Raw genomic sequence first — 17,837 nt, 5'->3', positions numbered from 1 at the left:
TCAGATCACGCGGACCTTGTCGGCCTGCGGACCCTTCGGGCCCTGGGTGGTATCGAACTCCACCCGCTGACCCTCGTCGAGGGAGCGGAAGCCGGTCGCCTCAATCGCGCTGTAATGCACGAACACGTCCGCGCCACCGCCGTCGACCTCGATGAACCCGAAGCCCTTTTCCCCGTTGAACCACTTAACGGTTCCCTGTGCCATGACTATTCTCCTAGCGATCTCGAAACCGCACCTCGCGGTCTCGGACTGCTGTCGGACGCCAGTACTGCTCCTCGTCCACGCAAATCCCAGGAACGCAGTACCGACCACGGCTCAAGAAATTGCAACAGCAGGAAGAGTCTTGCACAGTGGCGGCCGTTGTGGGGAGTCGCAATGCCGCGAATCCTGTCGGACCGGCGGCGCGCAGCACCGGAGCGGCGCCGTTGGCCGGGATCGCCCGTTGTCCGGGTGAAGGTCGTTCCATCCCTGGTCAGGCCGCGATGATGGCGCGAGCCTGGGTGATGCGATGCTCGGTGCGGACGACGTCGTCGTGTGTAGAGCGAACGCCGTGGCGAAGAAGTTCCCGGTACGTCTGAATCGCGGACTCGCCGATCCGGTCGACCACCTCGGTCGGGTCGGTGAGGCCGTCCAGGGCGCCGCCGCCGACATCGATCCGGAGCGCCCGCGGCCCGAACTCCCGGACCAGGCCGGCGCTCAGCAGCACGTACCGGGAGCGCGCATCGGCGGTCTGGCCGATCCGCTCCTCGACCTTTCGTACCGCCGGGCCGGCAGACCGGAGGCAGGACTCGACCCGGCCGGGGACGCCGCCCGACGGGTCCAACGCCTGATAGACCTGGCAGGCCTGGAGCGCGCACAGCCAGGCCATCGAGACGTCGCCGGCCATCACGTGCAGCTCGGCCAGGTTGTAGTAGATCGAGCCCAGCACCGCCTGGTCCTGGTCGCTCTCGCCGGCTGCGGCCACCGTGACGGCGTGCCGGTTGGCCTTCAGGTAGTGCCGGATCCCGCTGGCCCATTGACGCCCGGCGATCGCCTGGTCGCCGGCCCGGACCGCCCTCGTGACCACCGACCGCTCGCCCTTGATCGAACGCCAGCCCATCGTTCCTCCCCGCGTCGTCGAGCTGAGATCGACGAGCCTTTCAGACCCTCACCGCCCTGGACGAGTGCGCGTCCGTACCGCGAGCCGGCGAGGTCGGACTCCGGGTGCGGCGCCGGCCCGTACCGATAAAATCGTCGGATCTCCTCCTGTTCGCGCACCGGGGCGCGGAACTCCTTCCGACGATCGCGAACGGATCACCGATGACCGCAGTCGAGCCCGCCCGTGCCCCGGCGACCCCGGATCCGTATTCGGTCCGGGCCGCCTTCCGGTCGCCCCGCCGGCTCCGGATCGAGGTGCTCGGCGGCCTGGTGGTCGCGCTGGCGCTGATCCCCGAGGCGATCTCGTTCTCGCTGATCGCCGGCGTCGATCCGCGGGTCGGCCTGTTCGCCTCGTTCACGATGGCGGTGACGATCGCGATCACCGGCGGCCGCCGGGCGATGATCTCCGCGGCCACCGGCGCGGTCGCCCTGGTGATCGCGCCGCTGGTGCACGAGCACGGCCTGGACTACCTGATCGTCACCGTGTTGCTGGCCGGCTTGATCCAGATCGGGCTCAGCCTGCTCGGCGTGGCCAAGCTGATGCGGTTCATCCCACGCAGCGTGATGGTCGGCTTCGTCAACGCGCTGGCGATCCTGATCTTCACCGCCCAGTTGCCGCACCTGCTCGGCCAGTCCTGGCAGGTCTACCTGTTGATCGCGGTCGGGATCGGGATCATCGTCGGCTTCCCGAAGCTGACCCGGGTGGTGCCGGCGCCGCTGATCGCGATCATCGTGATCACCGTGTTCGTCGTCCTGATCGGCTGGGGCGTGCCGACCGTCGGCGACGAGGGCCAACTGCCGGACAGCCTGCCCGGACTCTTTCTGCCGCAGGTGCCGCTGACCCTGGAGACGCTGCAGATCGTCGCGCCGACCGCCTTCGGGATGGCCCTGGTCGGCCTGCTCGAGTCGCTGATGACGGCCAAGCTGGTCGACGGCATCACCGACACCCGGTCGAACAAGACCCGGGAGGGGATCGGCCAGGGCATCGCCAACGTGGTCACCGGGATCTTCGGCGGGATGGGCGGCTGCGCCATGATCGGCCAGACCATGATCAACGTGAAGCAGTCCGGCGCCCGGACCCGGATCTCCACCTTCCTGGCCGGCGTCTTCCTGTTGATCCTGGTCGTGGTGCTCGGCGATGTGGTGGCGATCATGCCGATGGCCGCGCTGACCGCGGTGATGATCATGGTCTCGGTCGGCACCTTCGACTGGCACAGCATCCGACCGGGGGACGCTGCGCCGGATGCCGTTGAGCGCGACGGCGATCATGTTCGCCACGGTCGTCGCGACCGTGATCACGCACAATCTCGCGGTCGGAGTCGTGCTGGGGGTGATCGTCGCCGCCCTGTTCTTCGCGGCCCGGGTGGCGCACTTCACCGAGGTGGTCGACGTGGCCCATCCGGACGAGAACACCCGGGTGTACGCCGTCCGCGGCGTCCTCTTCTTCGCCTCCAGCAACGATCTGGTCTACCAGTTCGACTATGTCGGCGACCCGGCGAAGGTGATCATCGACCTGTCCGGATCGCAGATCTTCGACGCCTCCACCGTGGCGGCGCTGGACGCGATCGAGGTCAAATACCGGGAGAAGGGCAAGGAGGTCGAGATCATCGGCCTGAACGAGCCCAGCCTGGCCTGGCACAGCCGGCTCAGCGGGAAGCTCGGCTCCGGGCATTAGGGTGCGGCAGATGGATGCCGAAGCGAAGGAGACGCTGCACCGCTATCTGCGGGTGCAGCGGGAGGCCCTGCGGTGGAAGCTGGACGGGCTCGGCGAGCGTGAATCCCGGCTCCCCGGCACCCCGACCGGCACCAACCTGCTCGGCCTGGTGAAGCACGTGGCCAGCATGGAATACGACTACTTCGGCCTGGTCTTCGATCGGCCGGCGCCGGAGCCGCTGCCCTGGCTGGCCGACGACGCCGAACCCAACGCCGACCTCTGGGCGACCGCCGAGCAGAGCCGGGAGTGGGTGCTCTCCTTCTACGACCGGGCCTGTGCCCACGCCGACGGCACCATCGCGGAACTGGACCTGGACGCCCGCGGCTGCGTGCCATGGTGGAGCCCGGACACCCGGGAGGTCACCCTGCACCGGATCCTGGTGCACGTGATCGCCGAGACCGCCCGGCACGCCGGCCACGCCGACATCGTGCGCGAGCAACTGGACGGCCTCTCCGGGATGCGCATCGACAGCACCAACCTGCCCGACCAGGACGCCGCCTGGTGGTCGGCCTACCATGATCGACTGCAACGGCTGGCCGAATCCTTTCCCGCGTCATCCTGATCTTGGTCGGTTGGGAGTTCGTTCCCTGAGCTTGGATCCGGGGAATCCCGGCGGAGCTCTTGAAACTACGAAAGATGCGCCGAGGACGGGCGGCTGAGCTGGGCTCAAGCCTCCGCTGCCGGCCGCCGCTGTCGGCCCTGGACCGTTCGGCACGGCTCGCTCATCGAGTGGACGCGTTGGCCAGGCCGCAAGGCCAACCCTGCGGCGAAAGCGTCCACTCGCACACTGTGCACGTCCGACGCGGCACCCAAGGCCCGTCGGGAGCTAGCCACCGCGTCGCCGGGACTGATCGCTTCTCTACCTGTGGCGACTTCCGCACGCCCAACCAGCCGCCCACCGGACCATTTCTCTACCTGTGGCGACTTTCGCAGACCGGGCTTGCCCTTCGACGGGCTCAGGGAACGAACACGGACCGCCGGCCCGGGTCGGGGGCCGGCATGTGGGTGATCGGGTCAGCGCAGCCGGAGGGTGTAGCGGCGGCCGAGCTCGGTCTCCTCACCCGGCACGAAGCCCAGTGATTCGAAGAGTCGCCGGGAGGGTTCGTTGTCCCGGTAGATGTCGCTCACCCGCACGGCGGGCCAGCCCAGGTCGCGGGCCCGGGTGATCATGGTCGTGATCACGGCGCGGCCGATGCCCTGGTTGCGGGCGGCGCGGCAGAGCATGATCGGGATCGCGGTGGGCTGCAGGGTTACGTCGCCGATCGGCTGCCAGCCGGCCCGGTCGTCCTGCCGTTCGATCAGATACAGCTCGCCGTGATCACGAAGATGCCGAAACATCCGCAGCAGCCGTTCGCTGTCGTACGCCTCGGCGCCGGGGCCTTCGAGCAACCGCACGGTGTCAAGATCGCGATACCACTGCAGCAGTTCCGCCAGCAGGGCCGAGTCAGCATGATCGGGATCGAATCGCCGCAGCCGCACCGATGCGTTGACCGGCAGGACATCCGGCGAGTGATCAGCAGCGGGCACAGACGCATCCTGACACGACACGGTTGACGGGGCCACGCCTTCGACGTAACGTCGTGATCGCCATTGACCCCTTCCGAGCTTCGGACGTGTCGCTCAAACCGAACCGGAAGGAGTGGTCATCGTGGCTCGACGCTACGGACCCCCGCACTACACCCAAGATCCGTACTCGCAGCTCGTCTCCCCACACGGCATCGCCGTCGACGACCTGGTTTCCGTGCTGCAGAAGGAGATCCGGCGCAGCAACGTCGACAACGCCGTGCTCGCCGCGTACGAGCTTTATCGCACCTCGCCCGACGTGGCCCAGCACCTGTGGCGTCGGCTGCGGATCATCGCCGTCGAGGACATCGGGATGGGCCTGCCGCTCGGCCCGCTGTTGATCGAGACCCTGCATCGCAACTTCGACGCAACGCCGGGCGGGGACTGGATGATGGCCTGCCACGCGGTGCGCCTGCTGGCCACCGCGCAGAAGGACCGCACCTCCTCCGAGCACGCGGACTGGACGGCCACCATGGTCGAACTGGGCCAAGCATTGGTCGAGGTCCCGGACTACGCCCACTGCGTGCACACCAAATCCGGCCAGCAATTGGGCCACGGGCTGATGCAGTGGTGGCACCACGGCGCCCAGGTGCCGGATGAGCACCCGGCTGCTGATCACCGATACCGCGACGAGTTGATCACGATCCACCAGGTCGACGAGGACGCCAACGGCACTGCCCCGGCCGAGCCGTCATCCCGACCCTGATCGGATGTGACCAGGGCGCCGAGTGGGACGTTCCCGTCCGCGGGCTCGATTCCGAGCCGGGATTCGTCCCACTCGACGAGGCAACCCGAATTGTCTACTCGTCGACGACGTTGATCGTCACGTCGATGTTGCCGCGGGTGGCGTTGGAGTACGGGCACACCTGGTGGGCCGCGTCGGCCAGCTCCTGGGCGTCGTCCCGGGACAGGCCGGGGAGGGCGACCTCGAGGAGCACCTCGAGTTGGAAGCCGCCCTGGTCGTTCGGGCCGATGCCGACCCGTCCGCCGACGCTGGAGTCGGCCACGGTGAGCTTGCGCGAACGGGCCACGGCCTGCAGCGCGGAGTGGAAGCAGGCGGCGTAGCCGGCGGCGAAGAGTTGCTCCGGGTTGGCGCCGTCGCCGGAGCCGCCCATCTCCTTCGGGATGGCGAGGTCGAGATCGACCCGACCGTCTGTGGTCCGGACATGGCCGTCCCGGCCACTTCCGGTGGAGAGGGCCTCGGCGGTGTAGACGACGTCCATCAGGGTTTCCTTTCGTCGGTGATCCAGCAGTGTTCCCGCGCGATCGGCCGCACGGGGTCGATCCGTCACAGTCAGTTTGTGGTGGTGATCGCGCGGCTCAGGTCGTGCAGTCGCGCGGTGAAGTCGCCCGCGGTGGCGGCGTCGAGCCGGAGCCGCTCACCCAGGCAGCGCGGCAGGTCGGCGAGTTCGTCCTGCAGGGCGCGGCCGCGCTTCGTCAGCCGTACGGTCACCAGCCGTTCGTCGCCGCCCTCCCGGGTCCGCTCGACCAGGCCGCGGGCCGCCATCCGCTTCAGCAGCGGCGAGACCGTGCCCGAATCCAGCCCGAGTTGCCCGCCAAGGCTGCTCACGGTCAACTGCTCGTCCCGCCAGAGTGCGACCAGCACCAGATATTGGGTATAGGTCAGGTTCCACGGCGCCAGCAGCTCCCGGTACAGCTGGCCGACCTGGCGACTGGCCGTATAGAGCGCGAAGCAGAGCATCTCGTCCAGTTCCGGTCGCTTCCGCATGCCTCGACTATTGCACACAATTCAGTTGTGCACAATCAAAATACCCGGCCTACGATCCCGGCGACCCGTCACTTGTGCGCCGACACGCCGCAAAAGCCGGTGCATTTGTGACGGGTCGGCGGGGGTGGGGGAGGGGGTCCACCCGCGTGGGGGAGCCGGGAGGCGGGGAGGTCCCGGCAGGATGGGGGGATGCGTCTTGTCCGGCGGATCGTGCTGAACGTCGCGTACCTCATGCTCGGGGCCGCGATCTTCGTCGCGTTCGTGTTGCTCCAGGTCGGCGTCGGGCAGCTGCTGGTCACCCTGACCACGATCCCGCTGCCGGCGGTGGTGATCATCGTCGTGCTGCCGATGCTGGCGGTCGGGCTGCTGCCCGGGCTGCGCGAGGTCGAGGTGGCGGCCTGTCGCACCCTGCTCGGCGTCGACCGCGAGTTGATCACGCCCGAGCGGCCGACCTGGGAGCACCGGTGGCGGGCCGCGGCCTGGGTGCTGGTGCACATCTTCGTCGGCGGCGGGATCGGGCTGATGACCGTCGGGGCGCCGACCGCCCTGGCCGGCTGGGTGGCGAACGGCGGCAGCGCGATGACCTCGGACGGCGTGCAGACCAAGCCGGCCTGGGTGGTGCTGGCCGTGCTGGTCGCGACCGCCTGCCTGGCCGCTTCGGTGGTGATCGGCTGGCTGGTCGGGCTGCTGCTGCGCCGGCTGGTGCCGATCTTCCTCGGCCCGACCTGGCGCGACCGGCTGCAGTTGGCCGAGCAGCGGCTGCTGACCGAGACCGAGCATCGCCGGCTGGCCCGCGACCTGCACGACGGGATCGGGCACGCGTTGAGCATCATCTCGCTGCAGGCCAGCGCCGGCCGACGGGTGCTGGAATCCCAACCGGACAAGGCGGCCCGGTCGCTGGAGGTGATCGAGACCACCTCCCGGAGCGCCGCCGATGATCTTGATCGGATGCTGGCCGTGCTCCGCGACCGGGCCGCGCCGCGGGCTCCCGAGCCCGGCCTGGACGCGGTCGAGTCGTTGATCACCGCGCATCGCGAGCTCGGGGTCGAGTTGGCGGCCGACGTCGCCGTCGCTCCCGGGTTGCCGCCGTTGCTCTCCACGACCGCGTACCGGATCGTCTCGGAAGGCCTGACCAACGCGCGCCGGCACGGCCACGGTGACCGGACCCGGCTCGAGTTGTCGGCGACTGCCGACGAGGTGACGATCATGATCAGCAATCCGTACCGGCGACGGCGGCGTTCCGACATCGGCGGCCGGGGGCTGACCGGCATGCGGGAGCGGGCAGCATTGTTCGGCGGGACCGTGTCGGCGGAGGTCGAGGCCGGTGCCGACGGGGACAATGACTGGGTGCTGCGCGTACGGCTGCCGGCGCGATCATCGGCACGCGACGGGAGTGGGGCATGACGTCCGGAACCACTGAACAGGCCGGCACGATCACCGTGGTGCTGGTCGACGACGAGCCGATCGTCCGGCAGGGACTGCAGACGATCATCGAATCCGACCCGCAGCTACGGGTGATCGGCGAGGCCGGCGACGGCGCCGAGGCGGTGTCGGTGGTCCGGGCCAAGCGACCCGACGTGGTCTGCATGGACGTCCGGATGCCGAACGTCGACGGGATCCGGGCCACCGAACTGGTGCTCGGACTGCCCGCACCGCCGCGGGTGCTGGTGATCACCACGTTCGCCAGTGACGAGTACGTGTTCGACGCGATGCGGGCCGGCGCGTCGGGGTTCCTGCTCAAGCGGGCCGACGCCGACCAGGTGATCTCCGCCGTACGCACCGTCGCTCGCGGCGACAGCCTGGTCTTCCCGGAGTCGATCCGGCAGCTGGTCGGCCAGCACAAGCGGGAGCGGACCGGCTACGACGGCCCGGCCCTGACCCCGCGGGAGGCCGAGGTGCTCAGCCTGATCGCCCAGGGGCTGACCAACGCCGAGATCGCCGACCGGCTGGTGCTCGGCGTCGAAACCATCCGGACCCACGTCAGCGGCCTGCTCGGCAAGCTCGGCGCCCGGGACCGGACCCAGGCGGTCGTGATCGCGTTCACCACCGGTCTGGTGCCCACGGAGGGCCCAGAGGTTTGACACGCATTTGGGGATTCCTACAAACTGGAACAATCCCCAAAGGAGGCTCAAAGTGGCCGACGTTCGATCCGTCCTCCGCTCGATCGAGAGACTGGAGACATCGGCAGGAAAGGCCGAGACTCAGTTCCTGGACTTCAAGACCGAGAAGTCGACACCCAAGGAGACCTACCAGGACCTTGCCGAAGCAGCGGTCTGTTTCGCCAACGCCTCGGGCGGCAGCATCGTCCTCGGGGTTCGTAATGGTGGCACCGGCGAGGGCGTGTTTGCTGGAACAGAGCTCGACGCCCACGTGTTGCGCTCGAAGATCTACGAACTCACAGAGCCACATCTGACGGTGATCGTCCGGGAGATCCATTGGGGCGGGTCGAGGCTGCTCGAGATCGAGGTGCCGGAGGGGCTGGATGTCTACTCAACCGGACGTGGCCTGTTCCTGCGCCGCTGGAACGATCAGTGCCGTCCGATGCGTCCGGCGGACGTTGCCAGACTCAGTGACGACCGTAGTGGCGTGGACTGGAGCGCACAGTCGAGCCTTCGATCCATCGACGCCGTGGATCCACAAGCATTTCAGCTACTCCGCACCTTCCTGCGAAGCAGCTCGGACGGCACCAAGGAGAGGCTCGCCCGACTGGCCGAGCACGAGCTGCTTCGGGAGTTGGGTTTGCTGGCATCGGATCAGGCGTTGACGAGGGCAGCTGACTACCTGCTCTGCGAGGCGTCAGGCCCAACCACCCATGACCTCATCGTGTACCAGCATCGACAGACTTCCTCGGGAGAAGCTGACCAGGTGCGCCGCTGGCAAGCACCGATGCTCGTGGCGTTCACGGAGGCCATGGCGGTCATCACAGCTCGCATCGGATCCACCCCGGTCAACACCTCGAACGGCCAGCAGATCGCGATCGAGGACTATCCGTCGGCTGCAGTCCGGGAAGCGCTGGCGAACGCCCTCATCCATGGAGACCTGCGAGAACGTCGTCCGATCCAGATCGAGCACTCCCCCGAGGCTCTCACTGTGCTGTCCCCCGGTCCGTTGGTCAGCGGCATCACGCCGCAGAACATCCTCACCCATGGGTCCAGGCCCAGGTTCCCGCTGCTCGCCGCATCGATGCGGGTGCTCGGCTTGGCCGAGGAACTCGGGCAGGGAGTCGATCGGATGTATCGCGAGATGGTTCGGAGCGGTCGGACGGTTCCCCGCGTCCACGTCGACGAGGGACAAACCATTGAAACCGGGATCGACTTTCGCGGCGGTCCACCGAACGTCCGGCTCGCTCGCTTCGTCGCCGACCTCCCCGAGGCTGAACAGTCCGACACCGACGCGCTGCTCATCACCTTGGCGCTCTGCCAGAAGAGGAGCGTCACCGCGCGCGATGTCGCACCGGTCATCCAGCGGGGTGACACTGAAGCGGAGGGCGTTCTCAGACGCCTAGCACACGGGGACGCGAAGATCATTGAGCCCTCCGCCGGGACCGTGAATCGGCGACACCCGAACTACAAGTTCACCGGCCCGGCGCTGTCGGCCCTTGGGCCCGCCGTCGCCTACAGCCGCCGTACCGCCTCAGAGACCGACCGCAAGGTCATCGACCACATACGGGACTACGGAACGATCAACAATTCAACCCTGCAGCGGATCTTCGATGTCGATGTCTACCAAGCCCGCGACACACTGCGAGACCTTGTCGGCCGTGAGATCCTCGTTCGCGTTTCCGAGCAGACGCGGGGCGTGGCCGTCAGATACGGACCCGGGCCGAAGTTTCCACAGAAGAGGCAGCGACGACGAACGTCTCCCTCAGCCGACGTGCCACCCTTGTACTCCGTCGACGATTAACTGCGATGGTGGGCATCTCGGTCGACCCAATGCGTCTCGTGCCGCGCCGGAATCGGGCGGGAGGGGGTCGGCGTGGCAGACTAGCCATCGCTCGAACGGCCCTGAGATGGTGAGGAGGCCGCTCGGCGAGCAGATCAGGCAGCCGAGACCGGCCCAGGGCAGGCATGGGGAGTGAGGAATGAAGGCGGTGGTGGGATGAGTGCGCCGACGCGTACGGACGACCGCGAATTCAATCCGGTGTATCACTCCTACGGTGTCCACAAGGCCGGCTTGCCGCCCCTGGTGCCGTACTTCAAGGAGTTGTGGCACCGCCGGGGGTTCGCGGCAGAGCTGAGCAAGGCGACCATGCGGGGCGCCAACTCCAACACGTTCTTCGGCCAGGCCTGGCTGGTGCTGAACCCGCTGCTGATGTCCGGGGTCTATTACCTGCTGGTGACAATCGTCCGGGGCCGGCACGACGCCCTGTTCTTCTCCCACCTGACGCTGAGCCTGTTCGCGTTCACGCTGATCCAGACCGCGGTCAGCTCCGGCGCCACCTCGGTCACCGGCTCCGGCAAACTTGTGATGAACACTGCGTTTCCCCGACTGCTGATCCCGCTGTCGGCGGTGCGGACGGCGTTCTTCAGATTCCTGCCGACGCTGGTCGTCTATCTGGCCATCCATGCCATCTTCAGCTTCAGCGGCGGGCTCACCTGGAGCCCACGGATGCTGCTGAGCGTGTATTTCCTGCTCTGCATGGTGATCTTCGGGATGGGGCTGGCGGCGATCTTCGCCACCATGCAGGTCTACTTCCGAGACACCTCGAGCTTCCTGCCGTACTTCCTGCGACTGTGGCTCTATCTGTCGCCGGTGCTGTGGAATCCGGCCATGCTGGGCGGCATGGGCCGGGAGATCCAGACCATCGTGCAGCTCAACCCGGCGTACCACATGCTCACCGGCTACGCGGATCTGATGCAGGGCCGGGACATGCCCGGACCGTTGACGTGGATCGTTTCGGCCGTGGTCGCCCTCGTCGTCCTCGTCATCGGGTTCCTGTTCTTCATGTCGAGGGAGCGTGATTTTGCTGTCCGTCTCGTCTGACCCCGACAACACCGCGACCGAACCCGAGCTCATGGCGATCGGCTCCGACGGCCCCGAGGCAGCGACTCCGACCGGCCCACCGCTCGCGGTGAAGGTCGAGGATCTGTCGATCACCTACAAGACCTCGTTCGAACGGAAGCCGACCCTGCGGCAGGCACTGGTGCGGTTCGGCCGCGGCCAGCGCGCGGTCAAGCTGGTCAAGGCGCTGAAGCACGTCAGCTTCGACGTCCCGACCGGCACCGCGATGGGCATCATCGGTGCCAACGGCGCCGGCAAGTCGACCCTGATGCGCGCGATGGCCGGCATCCTGCCGCCGTCCTCGGGCAAGATCGAGGTCTGGGGCCGGGCCAGCACGCTGCTCGCCCTCGGCGTCGGCTTCAACAAGAACCTGACCGGCCGGGAAAACATCATCCTCGGCGGCCTGGCCGCGGGTCTGTCCCGCAAGGAGGTCGAGGAGCAGGCCGACGACGTCGCGGAATGGACCGAGCTCGGCGACTTCATCGACATGCCGATGCGGACCTACTCCTCCGGGATGTCGGCGCGGCTCGGCTTCTCGGTCGCGGTGCACATGAAGCCGGACATCCTGATGATCGACGAGGCCCTGTCGACCGGCGACGCCCACTTCCGGGAGAAGGCCAACGCCAAGATGGCCGAGCTGCGGCAGAGCGCCCGGGCGATGTTCTTGGTCTCGCACGGCCTGGGCAGCATCAAGGAGATGTGCACCGAGGCGATCTGGCTGGACAAGGGCAAGCTGATGCAGCGCGGCGAGCCGGGAGAGGTTGTCGACGCCTACATGAAGTTCCTGAAGGTGAAAAAGTCCGCGACGACGACGGAAGACATCTGACATTCTGAGCCGGTGCTGTCGACCGCTCGCTCGCTGATCGATCCGGCCGCGCTGGCCGGATTCCTGACCATTCGGTACGGATTCGCCGTCGATGACTGTGTCCTGATCCGGTCCTTCGTCAACGATGTGTACCGGGCGCGGGCCGACTCGGGTGAGTTGTTGATCAAGGTCTATCGGGCCGGCCGGCTGAGCCCGGCCGAGATCGACTGGGAGGCCCGGCTGAGCCGGCACCTCGCCGATCGCGGGATCTCGGTGCCGCCGGTGCACGCCGGCCGGGACGGCGAACTGGTCCAGCTGGCCGACTGCGCCGAGGGTCCGCGGGCGGTGACGATCACCGACTTCGCCCGCGGCGACAAGCCGCGGCCACCGTTCGGCGGTGAGCTCTATCGACGGTTCGGGGTCGCGGTGGCCGAGCTGCATGAGGCGGCGCTGGATTTCCGGTCCGATCGGCCTCGGAGTGCGTACGAACTCGGGGCGGCGATCAGCGCGGCGATGCCGCTGCTGCGATCAGGTCGGCTCGGATCCGCCGACGGCCGGCTGGTCCGTGACGCCGTGGCGATCCTGAAGCGGGCGCGGCCGATGATCACCGGGCTGGAGCCGGGCATCCGGCACGGCGACGTGACGCTGGACAACCTGTTGCTGGACGGCGAACGCTTGATCATCTACGACCTCGACCTGGCCGGTCCCGGCCCGCTGGTGGCCGATCTCACCGGCGTCGGCTCCACCCCGCACTGGCCGGACTTCCTGGCCGGCTATCGCTCCGTCCGCACCTTCGACGATGATCAACTCCGGGCCCTGCCGACCCTCGGGCTGGCCGCGACCCTGGACAACCTGACCTTCCACGTGCTCGACAAGCCGGCCTTCGCCGGCACCGAGTCGCTCGCCGAGGGCTGGGTCGACGGAGCCCTGGCCGCCCTGCGCGCCAGCGTCGCAGACTCGACGCGGTGAGCCGGATCGGTCGCGGGTCGGGTGCCGGGATCAGGTGCCGACGTCGCGGTGGTTCAGGTCGGCCTGCGTTTCCCGCCGGACCAGGAGGCGGGACCGGCCGCCGGCGACTGCGATCACCGGTGGGCGGCCGACCAGGTTGTAGGCCGAGGCCATGGACAGGTGGTAGGCGCCCGCGACCGGAACGGCGATCAGGTCGCCGGGATGCACGTCACGCGGCAACTCGACGTCGGTGGCGATGATGTCTCCGGCCTCGCAGTGCCGGCCGACCACGGTCGCCGTCAGCCGGCCGGGGGCGGCCGTTCGTCCGACCAGTTCGGGCGCGTAGTGGACCCCGTACAAGGCCGGCCGCGGGTTGTCGCTCATGCCGCCGTCGACCGCGACGAACAGGCCGGAGCCGGTCCGCTTGGTGGCCAGCACCCGATAGAGCGCGACTCCGGCCGGGCCGGCGATGCCCCGGCCCGGCTCGATCGTCAGCCGCGGCAGCGGCACCTCGGCCGCCGTACAGGCCTCGCGCAGCTCGGCCCGGACCCGGTCGGCCAGGTCGGCCAGGTCGAGCGCCGGCTGACCGGGCCGATAGCCGACGCCGTGCCCGCCGCCCAGGTCGAGCTCCGGCAGTACCGCCCCGAACCGGCGCCGGATCCGGCCCAGCAGGCCGACCATCCGCCGCACGGCGAGCACGTACGGCCGGACCGTGGTGATCTGCGAGCCGAGGTGGCAGTGCAGTCCGGTCAGCTCGAGCTCGGGCTGTCGCAGGATCCGCCCGATCGCGTGCTCGGCCGAGCCGTCCGACAGCGGCAGCCCGAACTTCTGCCCGTCCGACCCGGTGCGGATCGCCGGGTGCGCACCGGCGGCGACGTCCGGCGTGACCCGGAGCAGCACCCGCTGCCGCCGGCCCAGCGGGATCCGGGCCGCCAGGGCCGGCAGTTCCGAGCAGCTGTCCAGCACGATCCGGCCGACGCCGAGCCGGACCGCAGCGTCGAGATCGGCCGGGCTCTTGGCGTTGCCGTGTAGCAGGATCCGTTCCGCCGGCATCCCGGCGGCGACCGCCAGCTCCAGTTCGCCGGCCGAGCAGGCGTCCAGCCCCAGCCCCTCGTCGGCGAGCCAGGTCACCAGGCCGCGACAGAGGAACGCCTTGGCCGCGTACGCGATCTCGGTGCCGGGGAAGATCCGCCGGTAGTCCCGGCAGCGACGCCGGATCTCGGCCTCGTCCAGGACGTACGCCGGAGTGCCGAACTCGGCCGCGATCGCCGCCAGTGGAACTCCGCCGACCGAGCGATCGCCGTGGCCGGTGATCTCCGACGATGCCGGCCAGATCGACGACCCGCCCTCGAGCCGCGGCTCGGCGCTGACCCTAGCCACGATGGCCGGCCAGGGTCAGGCTCAGCGGATCGCGATCGAGGTCCGCGGGAAACGGGGCCGTCAGTTGTGGATCAAACGTGATCATGGTGATGCCGAGCGGCATGATCAACTCCCGCAGCACCGGCTCACTCAGGACCTGCCAGAGATGATCATCACCGAGCACCTGGCGCAGGCGGTGGGCGGTGCTGAAGGCTACGGCGGTGCGTCGACCGAACGGCGTACGGAAGAAGCGCAGCGTGGTCCAGCAACTGGACCGATCCGCACTCGCGCGGACGGGGACGCACCAGCGTGCGGCCCGGGGATCGGGGTCGGACAGAAGTCCTGAGCATGCCATGTCATCGACGCTAGGTCTTGGTGGGCGCCGGGCGGGAGGGGTCTTAGCGGGATCTTGATGATCTTCATGTCTTCTTGCGAGCGTTGCACCTCGGCTGCTCCATTGGTCCCTGAGCGAACGGGCTCGGCCCGGCGGTGAGTTCGAAGTCGTTGATCAACTCGGTTCGGTGATCAGCTGGTGCGGAGCCAGGCGGCGTGGTCGGGCGGGAGCGTGGTGGCGTTGGGCAGCGGGGAGCTGGAGAGCAGGAGGTCGGTATGTGAAGGGAGGTCGATCGGGTCGGAGGACTGGTTGAGGATGCAGGTGAAGCCGGGGTCGCGGGAGAAGGCGAGGACGTCGGGTGGTGCGGGCAGCCAGGTCAGGGTGCCGTCGCCGAGGGCCGGGTGATCGCGGCGGAGCCGTAGCGCTTCCCGGTACAAGGTCAGCATCGACGCCGGATCTCCGGTCTGGGCCTCGGCGGTGAGTGATCGCCAGGACTGAGGTTGCGGGAGCCAGGGATCGCCGCTGCTGAAGCCGAACGGGGGTTCGCTGCCGGACCAGGGCAGCGGGACGCGGCAGCCGTCGCGGCCTCGCCGCTGGTGACCGGACCGCTGCCAGATCGGATCCCGCAGCCGCTCGTTCGGGATGTCCTCGATCTCCCACAGACCGAGTTCGTCGCCCTGATAGACGTACGCGCCGCCGGGCAGGGCCAACAGCAGCAACGCCGCGGCCCGGGCCCGACGGGTGCCGAGCTCGAGGTCGACCGGGACGGTTCCGACCTGCGCCAACTCCTGCCCGGGCGGGCGACCGTAGCGGGTGAGGTGCCGGATCATGTCGTGGTTGGAGAGCACCCAGGTGGCCGGCGCGCCGACCGCGGCAAACGCCCGCAGCGTGTCGTCGATGATCTTGCGCATCGCCGCCGCCTCCCAGGGCGCCATCAGGAAGTTGAAGTTGAACGTCTGGTGCAGCTCGTCGGCTCGGGTGTAGCGGGCCAGCCGTTCCGGGTCGAACACCCACGCCTCGCTGATCAGGATCCGCGGCTCGGCGTAGGAGTCGCAGAGCCGGCGCCACCGACGGTAGATCTCGTGCACGCCGTCCTGGTCCCAGGCCGGATGACGGTGCTCGTAGGGGGGAGCGGTCGTCGGCTCCAGATCGGCCGGAAGATCAGGGAACTGTTGATCTTTGACCAACCCGTGCGCGACGTCGATCCGGAAGCCGTCGACGCCACGGTCGAACCAGAACCGGAGGATCTCTTCGAACTCCTGCACGACGCCCGGATCCTGCCAGTTCAGGTCCGGCTGCTCGGGCGTGAACAGGTGCAGATACCACTCACCCGGGGTGCCGTCCGGCTCGGTGACCCTGGTCCAGGCCGAGCCGCTGAACGAGGAGCGCCAGTTCGTCGGCGGCTCCGCACCGCCTCGACCCCGACCCGGCCGGAACACGTAGCGGCCCCGCTCCGCCGAGCCCGGCGCCGCCGCCAGGGCCGCCCGGAACCAGGGATGTTGATCACTGGTGTGATTCGGGACGATGTCGAGAATGATCTTCACGCCGAGGCCGTGCGCCTCGGTGATCAAGGTCTCGGCCTCGGCCAGGGTGCCGAAGTCGGGATCGATGGCCCGGTAGTCGGCGACGTCGTAACCACCGTCGGCCTGGGGCGAGACATACCAGGGGTTGATCCAGATCGCGTCGACCCCGAGCGCCGCGAGATAGGGCAGCCGCTCCCGGAGGCCGGCCAGGTCGCCGACCCCGTCGCCGGAGCCGTCGGCGAACGAGCGGGGATAGACCTGGTAGACGACGGCGGATCGCCACCACGGATCGGACGAAACTGTCATGCTGGAATGCTGACACAGGCGACCGACCCATGGTCCGTTCCCTGAGCTTGTCGAAGGGCAAGACAGTTGCACCGGGCTTGCCCTTCGACAGGCTCAGGGAACGGAACGAGTGATCGCCCAGGTCAGGTGTCGGTCCAGGCCTGGCCGATGATGATCATCGTGGCGGCTCCGGCGGTGTGTTCGGCGACGGTCCGGGCCAGTCCGTCGGGATCCCGTACGGCAGCGGAGATGATCACCGGGTCGGCCCAGTGGACCTCACGAACGTCGGCGCCGGCATGCCGGACCGCGTTCTCCAGGCGACCGGCGAGGGAGGCCGGGACCGAGATCTCGACCAGCTGCCGGCGCTCGCGGACCAGGATCCCGGCGTCGTCGAGGCCGGCCCGGGCGGCGGCCGTGTAGGCCCGGACCAGGCCGCCGGCGCCGAGCAGGGTGCCGCCGAACCAGCGGGTCACCACCGCAACGACATCGGTCAGCCCGGCGCCGAGCAGCACCTGCAGGATCGGCGCGCCGGCGGTGCCGGACGGCTCGCCGTCGTCGCTGCTGCGGGTGAGCTCGGCCTGCGGCCCGAGCACGAAAGCCGAGCAGTGGTGGCCGGCGTCGTGGTGCTCCCGCCGGGCCGCCGCGATCACGTCCCGGGCGGCGGCCTCGTCCTCGACCCGCGCCACCCGGCAGGCGAACACCGAGTTCTTGATCTCGATGGTGGCCCGGCCGGGGCCGGCCACGGTGCGGTATCGCTCGACCATCACCCCTGGTCCAGGCGCCGATGGAGGAACTCGGCCAGATCGCCGGACTCCCCGTCCGGCCCGCCGCGACCCACCACCAGCGGCGGCGGGGACCCGGTCAGCCGGGCACCGCGGAGCCGTTCGGCCAGGCCGCCGGGCACGATCAGCACGTAATACTCGCCGCCCTCGCCGATCGCCACCGAACGGTCCTGGCGCAGATACCAGCCGGACTTGTCGGTCTTCACCTCGGCGCCTCCCGGCAGGCGGGCCCGCAACGGCTCCGGCGCCAGGCCGCGCTGCCGGGCGCTGGCGACGAACTCATCGATCAGCCGCTGCGCCTTCACCGACTCGGCCCGCTGCTGACCCTGGGCCAGCGCGGCCCGCCGGGCGGCGCCGGCGATCCGCTCCGAGTCACGTTCCGTCACTCGGCCGACCCTACCGCCGGCGCCATGATCATCTCCGGTGTGCATCTGGTCCGCCCTTCGACAAGGCTCAGCCTGGATCCACCGATCGGGCGCACCAGCTTTGGACAGGGCCCGGTTCGGCCAGGTACGTGGCCAGGCCTTTGCGTCGAGAGTGACCTTATCCACCCGAAACCTGCGGCAAATTCATACGGTCGAGACAACATTCGTGTCGAGAGCGGAGTTGTTGGCGATGGTGAAGTTGTTTCCGGTGGGGACGCGGGATCGGTTCATT

The 17,837-nt window shown here is 68.8% G+C and carries 19 protein-coding genes and 1 pseudogene; 10 read left to right on the top strand and 10 right to left on the bottom strand.

All coding sequences use genetic code 11. The features are described 5' to 3' along the window. Entirely contained in the window at positions 1 to 204 is a 204-nt protein-coding gene (locus tag FNH24_RS03620) for a cold-shock protein (RefSeq protein WP_152360789.1), read from the bottom strand. A 268-nt stretch (positions 205 to 472) separates the two neighbouring features. Continuing rightward, a complete protein-coding gene (locus tag FNH24_RS03615) occupies positions 473 to 1,099 on the bottom strand; it encodes a hypothetical protein (protein WP_152360788.1) in 627 nt (208 codons plus the stop codon). A gap of 200 nt (positions 1,100 to 1,299) precedes the next feature. Between FNH24_RS03615 and FNH24_RS03610 the strand changes: the two are divergent. From FNH24_RS03610 to FNH24_RS03605, 3 genes and pseudogenes are all read left to right on the top strand, one after another. Then, positions 1,300 to 2,277: pseudogene (locus FNH24_RS03610) on the top strand (SulP family inorganic anion transporter); the annotation flags it as partial. Positions 2,278 to 2,380: 103 nt separating this feature from the next. Then, positions 2,381 to 2,812: an STAS domain-containing protein gene (locus tag FNH24_RS31905; protein ID WP_217428028.1), complete on the top strand. Its 432-nt coding sequence runs from the start codon at positions 2,381 to 2,383 to the stop codon at positions 2,810 to 2,812. 10 nt (positions 2,813 to 2,822) lie between these two features. Next, positions 2,823 to 3,413 (top strand): DinB family protein, encoded by a 591-nt coding sequence (locus tag FNH24_RS03605; protein ID WP_152360787.1) that lies wholly within the window; start codon positions 2,823 to 2,825, stop codon positions 3,411 to 3,413. Positions 3,414 to 3,865: 452 nt separating this feature from the next. On the opposite strand, the gene FNH24_RS03600 is transcribed toward FNH24_RS03605, so the two are convergent. Beyond that, positions 3,866 to 4,378: a GNAT family N-acetyltransferase gene (locus tag FNH24_RS03600; RefSeq protein WP_161605968.1), complete on the bottom strand. Its 513-nt coding sequence runs from the start codon at positions 4,376 to 4,378 to the stop codon at positions 3,866 to 3,868. Between the two features lie 121 nt (positions 4,379 to 4,499). Here FNH24_RS03600 and FNH24_RS03595 point away from each other — a divergent pair, with 121 nt between their 5' ends. Beyond that, positions 4,500 to 5,120, top strand: coding sequence for an AAA family ATPase (locus FNH24_RS03595; protein ID WP_161605967.1), 621 nt, complete (start codon positions 4,500 to 4,502; stop codon positions 5,118 to 5,120). 94 nt (positions 5,121 to 5,214) lie between these two features. Here FNH24_RS03595 and FNH24_RS03590 read toward each other — a convergent pair whose 3' ends face one another. Together FNH24_RS03590 and FNH24_RS03585 are read right to left on the bottom strand one after the other, a co-directional pair. Then, entirely contained in the window at positions 5,215 to 5,637 is a 423-nt protein-coding gene (locus tag FNH24_RS03590) for an organic hydroperoxide resistance protein (RefSeq protein ID WP_152360784.1), read from the bottom strand. Positions 5,638 to 5,708: 71 nt separating this feature from the next. Next, positions 5,709 to 6,143 carry a MarR family winged helix-turn-helix transcriptional regulator gene (locus FNH24_RS03585; protein ID WP_217428027.1) on the bottom strand — a complete coding sequence of 145 codons (435 nt, stop codon included), beginning with the start codon at positions 6,141 to 6,143 and terminating at the stop codon, positions 5,709 to 5,711. A gap of 189 nt (positions 6,144 to 6,332) precedes the next feature. Between FNH24_RS03585 and FNH24_RS03580 the strand changes: the two genes are divergently transcribed. From FNH24_RS03580 to FNH24_RS03555, 6 genes are all read left to right on the top strand, one after another. Then, positions 6,333 to 7,547 (top strand): sensor histidine kinase, encoded by a 1,215-nt coding sequence (locus FNH24_RS03580; RefSeq protein WP_152360783.1) that lies wholly within the window; start codon positions 6,333 to 6,335, stop codon positions 7,545 to 7,547. Further along, complete coding sequence (locus FNH24_RS03575; RefSeq protein WP_152360782.1) at positions 7,544 to 8,224, top strand: response regulator transcription factor; 681 nt, start codon at positions 7,544 to 7,546, stop codon at positions 8,222 to 8,224. Before FNH24_RS03580 ends, FNH24_RS03575 begins: the two co-directional genes overlap by 4 nt. A 52-nt stretch (positions 8,225 to 8,276) precedes the next feature. Further along, positions 8,277 to 10,046, top strand: coding sequence for an RNA-binding domain-containing protein (locus tag FNH24_RS03570; protein WP_152360781.1), 1,770 nt, complete (start codon positions 8,277 to 8,279; stop codon positions 10,044 to 10,046). A 195-nt stretch (positions 10,047 to 10,241) separates the two neighbouring features. Then, entirely contained in the window at positions 10,242 to 11,126 is an 885-nt protein-coding gene (locus FNH24_RS03565; protein ID WP_152360780.1) for an ABC transporter permease, read from the top strand. Continuing rightward, positions 11,101 to 11,970 carry an ABC transporter ATP-binding protein gene (locus tag FNH24_RS03560; RefSeq protein WP_246186737.1) on the top strand — a complete coding sequence of 290 codons (870 nt, stop codon included), beginning with the start codon at positions 11,101 to 11,103 and terminating at the stop codon, positions 11,968 to 11,970. Before FNH24_RS03565 ends, FNH24_RS03560 begins: the two co-directional genes overlap by 26 nt. A gap of 12 nt (positions 11,971 to 11,982) precedes the next feature. Beyond that, complete coding sequence (locus FNH24_RS03555; protein WP_152360779.1) at positions 11,983 to 12,918, top strand: phosphotransferase enzyme family protein; 936 nt, start codon at positions 11,983 to 11,985, stop codon at positions 12,916 to 12,918. Positions 12,919 to 12,948: 30 nt separating this feature from the next. On the opposite strand, the gene lysA is transcribed toward FNH24_RS03555, so the two are convergent. The 5 genes from lysA to FNH24_RS03530 all read right to left on the bottom strand — a co-directional run bounded on the left by lysA (position 12,949) and on the right by FNH24_RS03530 (position 17,566). Further along, positions 12,949 to 14,277: a diaminopimelate decarboxylase gene (gene lysA / locus FNH24_RS03550; RefSeq protein ID WP_217428026.1), complete on the bottom strand. Its 1,329-nt coding sequence runs from the start codon at positions 14,275 to 14,277 to the stop codon at positions 12,949 to 12,951. Beyond that, positions 14,270 to 14,611, bottom strand: coding sequence for an SAV_915 family protein (locus FNH24_RS03545; protein ID WP_152360777.1), 342 nt, complete (start codon positions 14,609 to 14,611; stop codon positions 14,270 to 14,272). The genes lysA and FNH24_RS03545 overlap by 8 nt, the downstream gene beginning before the upstream one ends. 170 nt (positions 14,612 to 14,781) lie before the next feature. Then, positions 14,782 to 16,419, bottom strand: coding sequence for a glycoside hydrolase family 13 protein (locus tag FNH24_RS03540; protein ID WP_152360776.1), 1,638 nt, complete (start codon positions 16,417 to 16,419; stop codon positions 14,782 to 14,784). Positions 16,420 to 16,541: 122 nt separating this feature from the next. Further along, positions 16,542 to 17,162 (bottom strand): IMPACT family protein, encoded by a 621-nt coding sequence (locus FNH24_RS03535; protein WP_152360775.1) that lies wholly within the window; start codon positions 17,160 to 17,162, stop codon positions 16,542 to 16,544. Next, positions 17,162 to 17,566 (bottom strand): hypothetical protein, encoded by a 405-nt coding sequence (locus tag FNH24_RS03530; RefSeq protein ID WP_425486877.1) that lies wholly within the window; start codon positions 17,564 to 17,566, stop codon positions 17,162 to 17,164. The genes FNH24_RS03535 and FNH24_RS03530 overlap by 1 nt, the downstream gene beginning before the upstream one ends. Positions 17,567 to 17,837 lie beyond the last annotated feature (271 nt).

The sequence above is a fragment of the Microlunatus speluncae genome, from assembly GCF_009299835.1.
Taxonomy (GTDB): Bacteria; Actinomycetota; Actinomycetes; order Propionibacteriales; family Propionibacteriaceae; genus Microlunatus; species Microlunatus speluncae.
The sequence above is the reverse complement of the archived record's forward strand: the minus strand, read 5'-3'. Positions and strand labels throughout refer to the sequence as shown.

What these genes read in the sequence shown, in the direction of transcription:
- FNH24_RS03585 (WP_217428027.1), bottom strand. Translation starts at nt 6,143, where the DNA reads ATGCGGAAGCGACCGGAACTGGACGAGATGCTCTGCTTCGCGCTCTAT.
- FNH24_RS03540 (WP_152360776.1), bottom strand. Translation starts at nt 16,419, where the DNA reads ATGACAGTTTCGTCCGATCCGTGGTGGCGATCCGCCGTCGTCTACCAG.
- FNH24_RS31905 (WP_217428028.1), top strand. Translation starts at nt 2,381, where the DNA reads ATGCCGTTGAGCGCGACGGCGATCATGTTCGCCACGGTCGTCGCGACC.
- FNH24_RS03545 (WP_152360777.1), bottom strand. Translation starts at nt 14,611, where the DNA reads ATGGCATGCTCAGGACTTCTGTCCGACCCCGATCCCCGGGCCGCACGC.
- FNH24_RS03565 (WP_152360780.1), top strand. Translation starts at nt 10,242, where the DNA reads ATGAGTGCGCCGACGCGTACGGACGACCGCGAATTCAATCCGGTGTAT.
- FNH24_RS03575 (WP_152360782.1), top strand. Translation starts at nt 7,544, where the DNA reads ATGACGTCCGGAACCACTGAACAGGCCGGCACGATCACCGTGGTGCTG.
- FNH24_RS03605 (WP_152360787.1), top strand. Translation starts at nt 2,823, where the DNA reads ATGGATGCCGAAGCGAAGGAGACGCTGCACCGCTATCTGCGGGTGCAG.
- FNH24_RS03535 (WP_152360775.1), bottom strand. Translation starts at nt 17,162, where the DNA reads ATGGTCGAGCGATACCGCACCGTGGCCGGCCCCGGCCGGGCCACCATC.
- FNH24_RS03615 (WP_152360788.1), bottom strand. Translation starts at nt 1,099, where the DNA reads ATGGGCTGGCGTTCGATCAAGGGCGAGCGGTCGGTGGTCACGAGGGCG.
- FNH24_RS03590 (WP_152360784.1), bottom strand. Translation starts at nt 5,637, where the DNA reads ATGGACGTCGTCTACACCGCCGAGGCCCTCTCCACCGGAAGTGGCCGG.
- FNH24_RS03580 (WP_152360783.1), top strand. Translation starts at nt 6,333, where the DNA reads ATGCGTCTTGTCCGGCGGATCGTGCTGAACGTCGCGTACCTCATGCTC.
- FNH24_RS03620 (WP_152360789.1), bottom strand. Translation starts at nt 204, where the DNA reads ATGGCACAGGGAACCGTTAAGTGGTTCAACGGGGAAAAGGGCTTCGGG.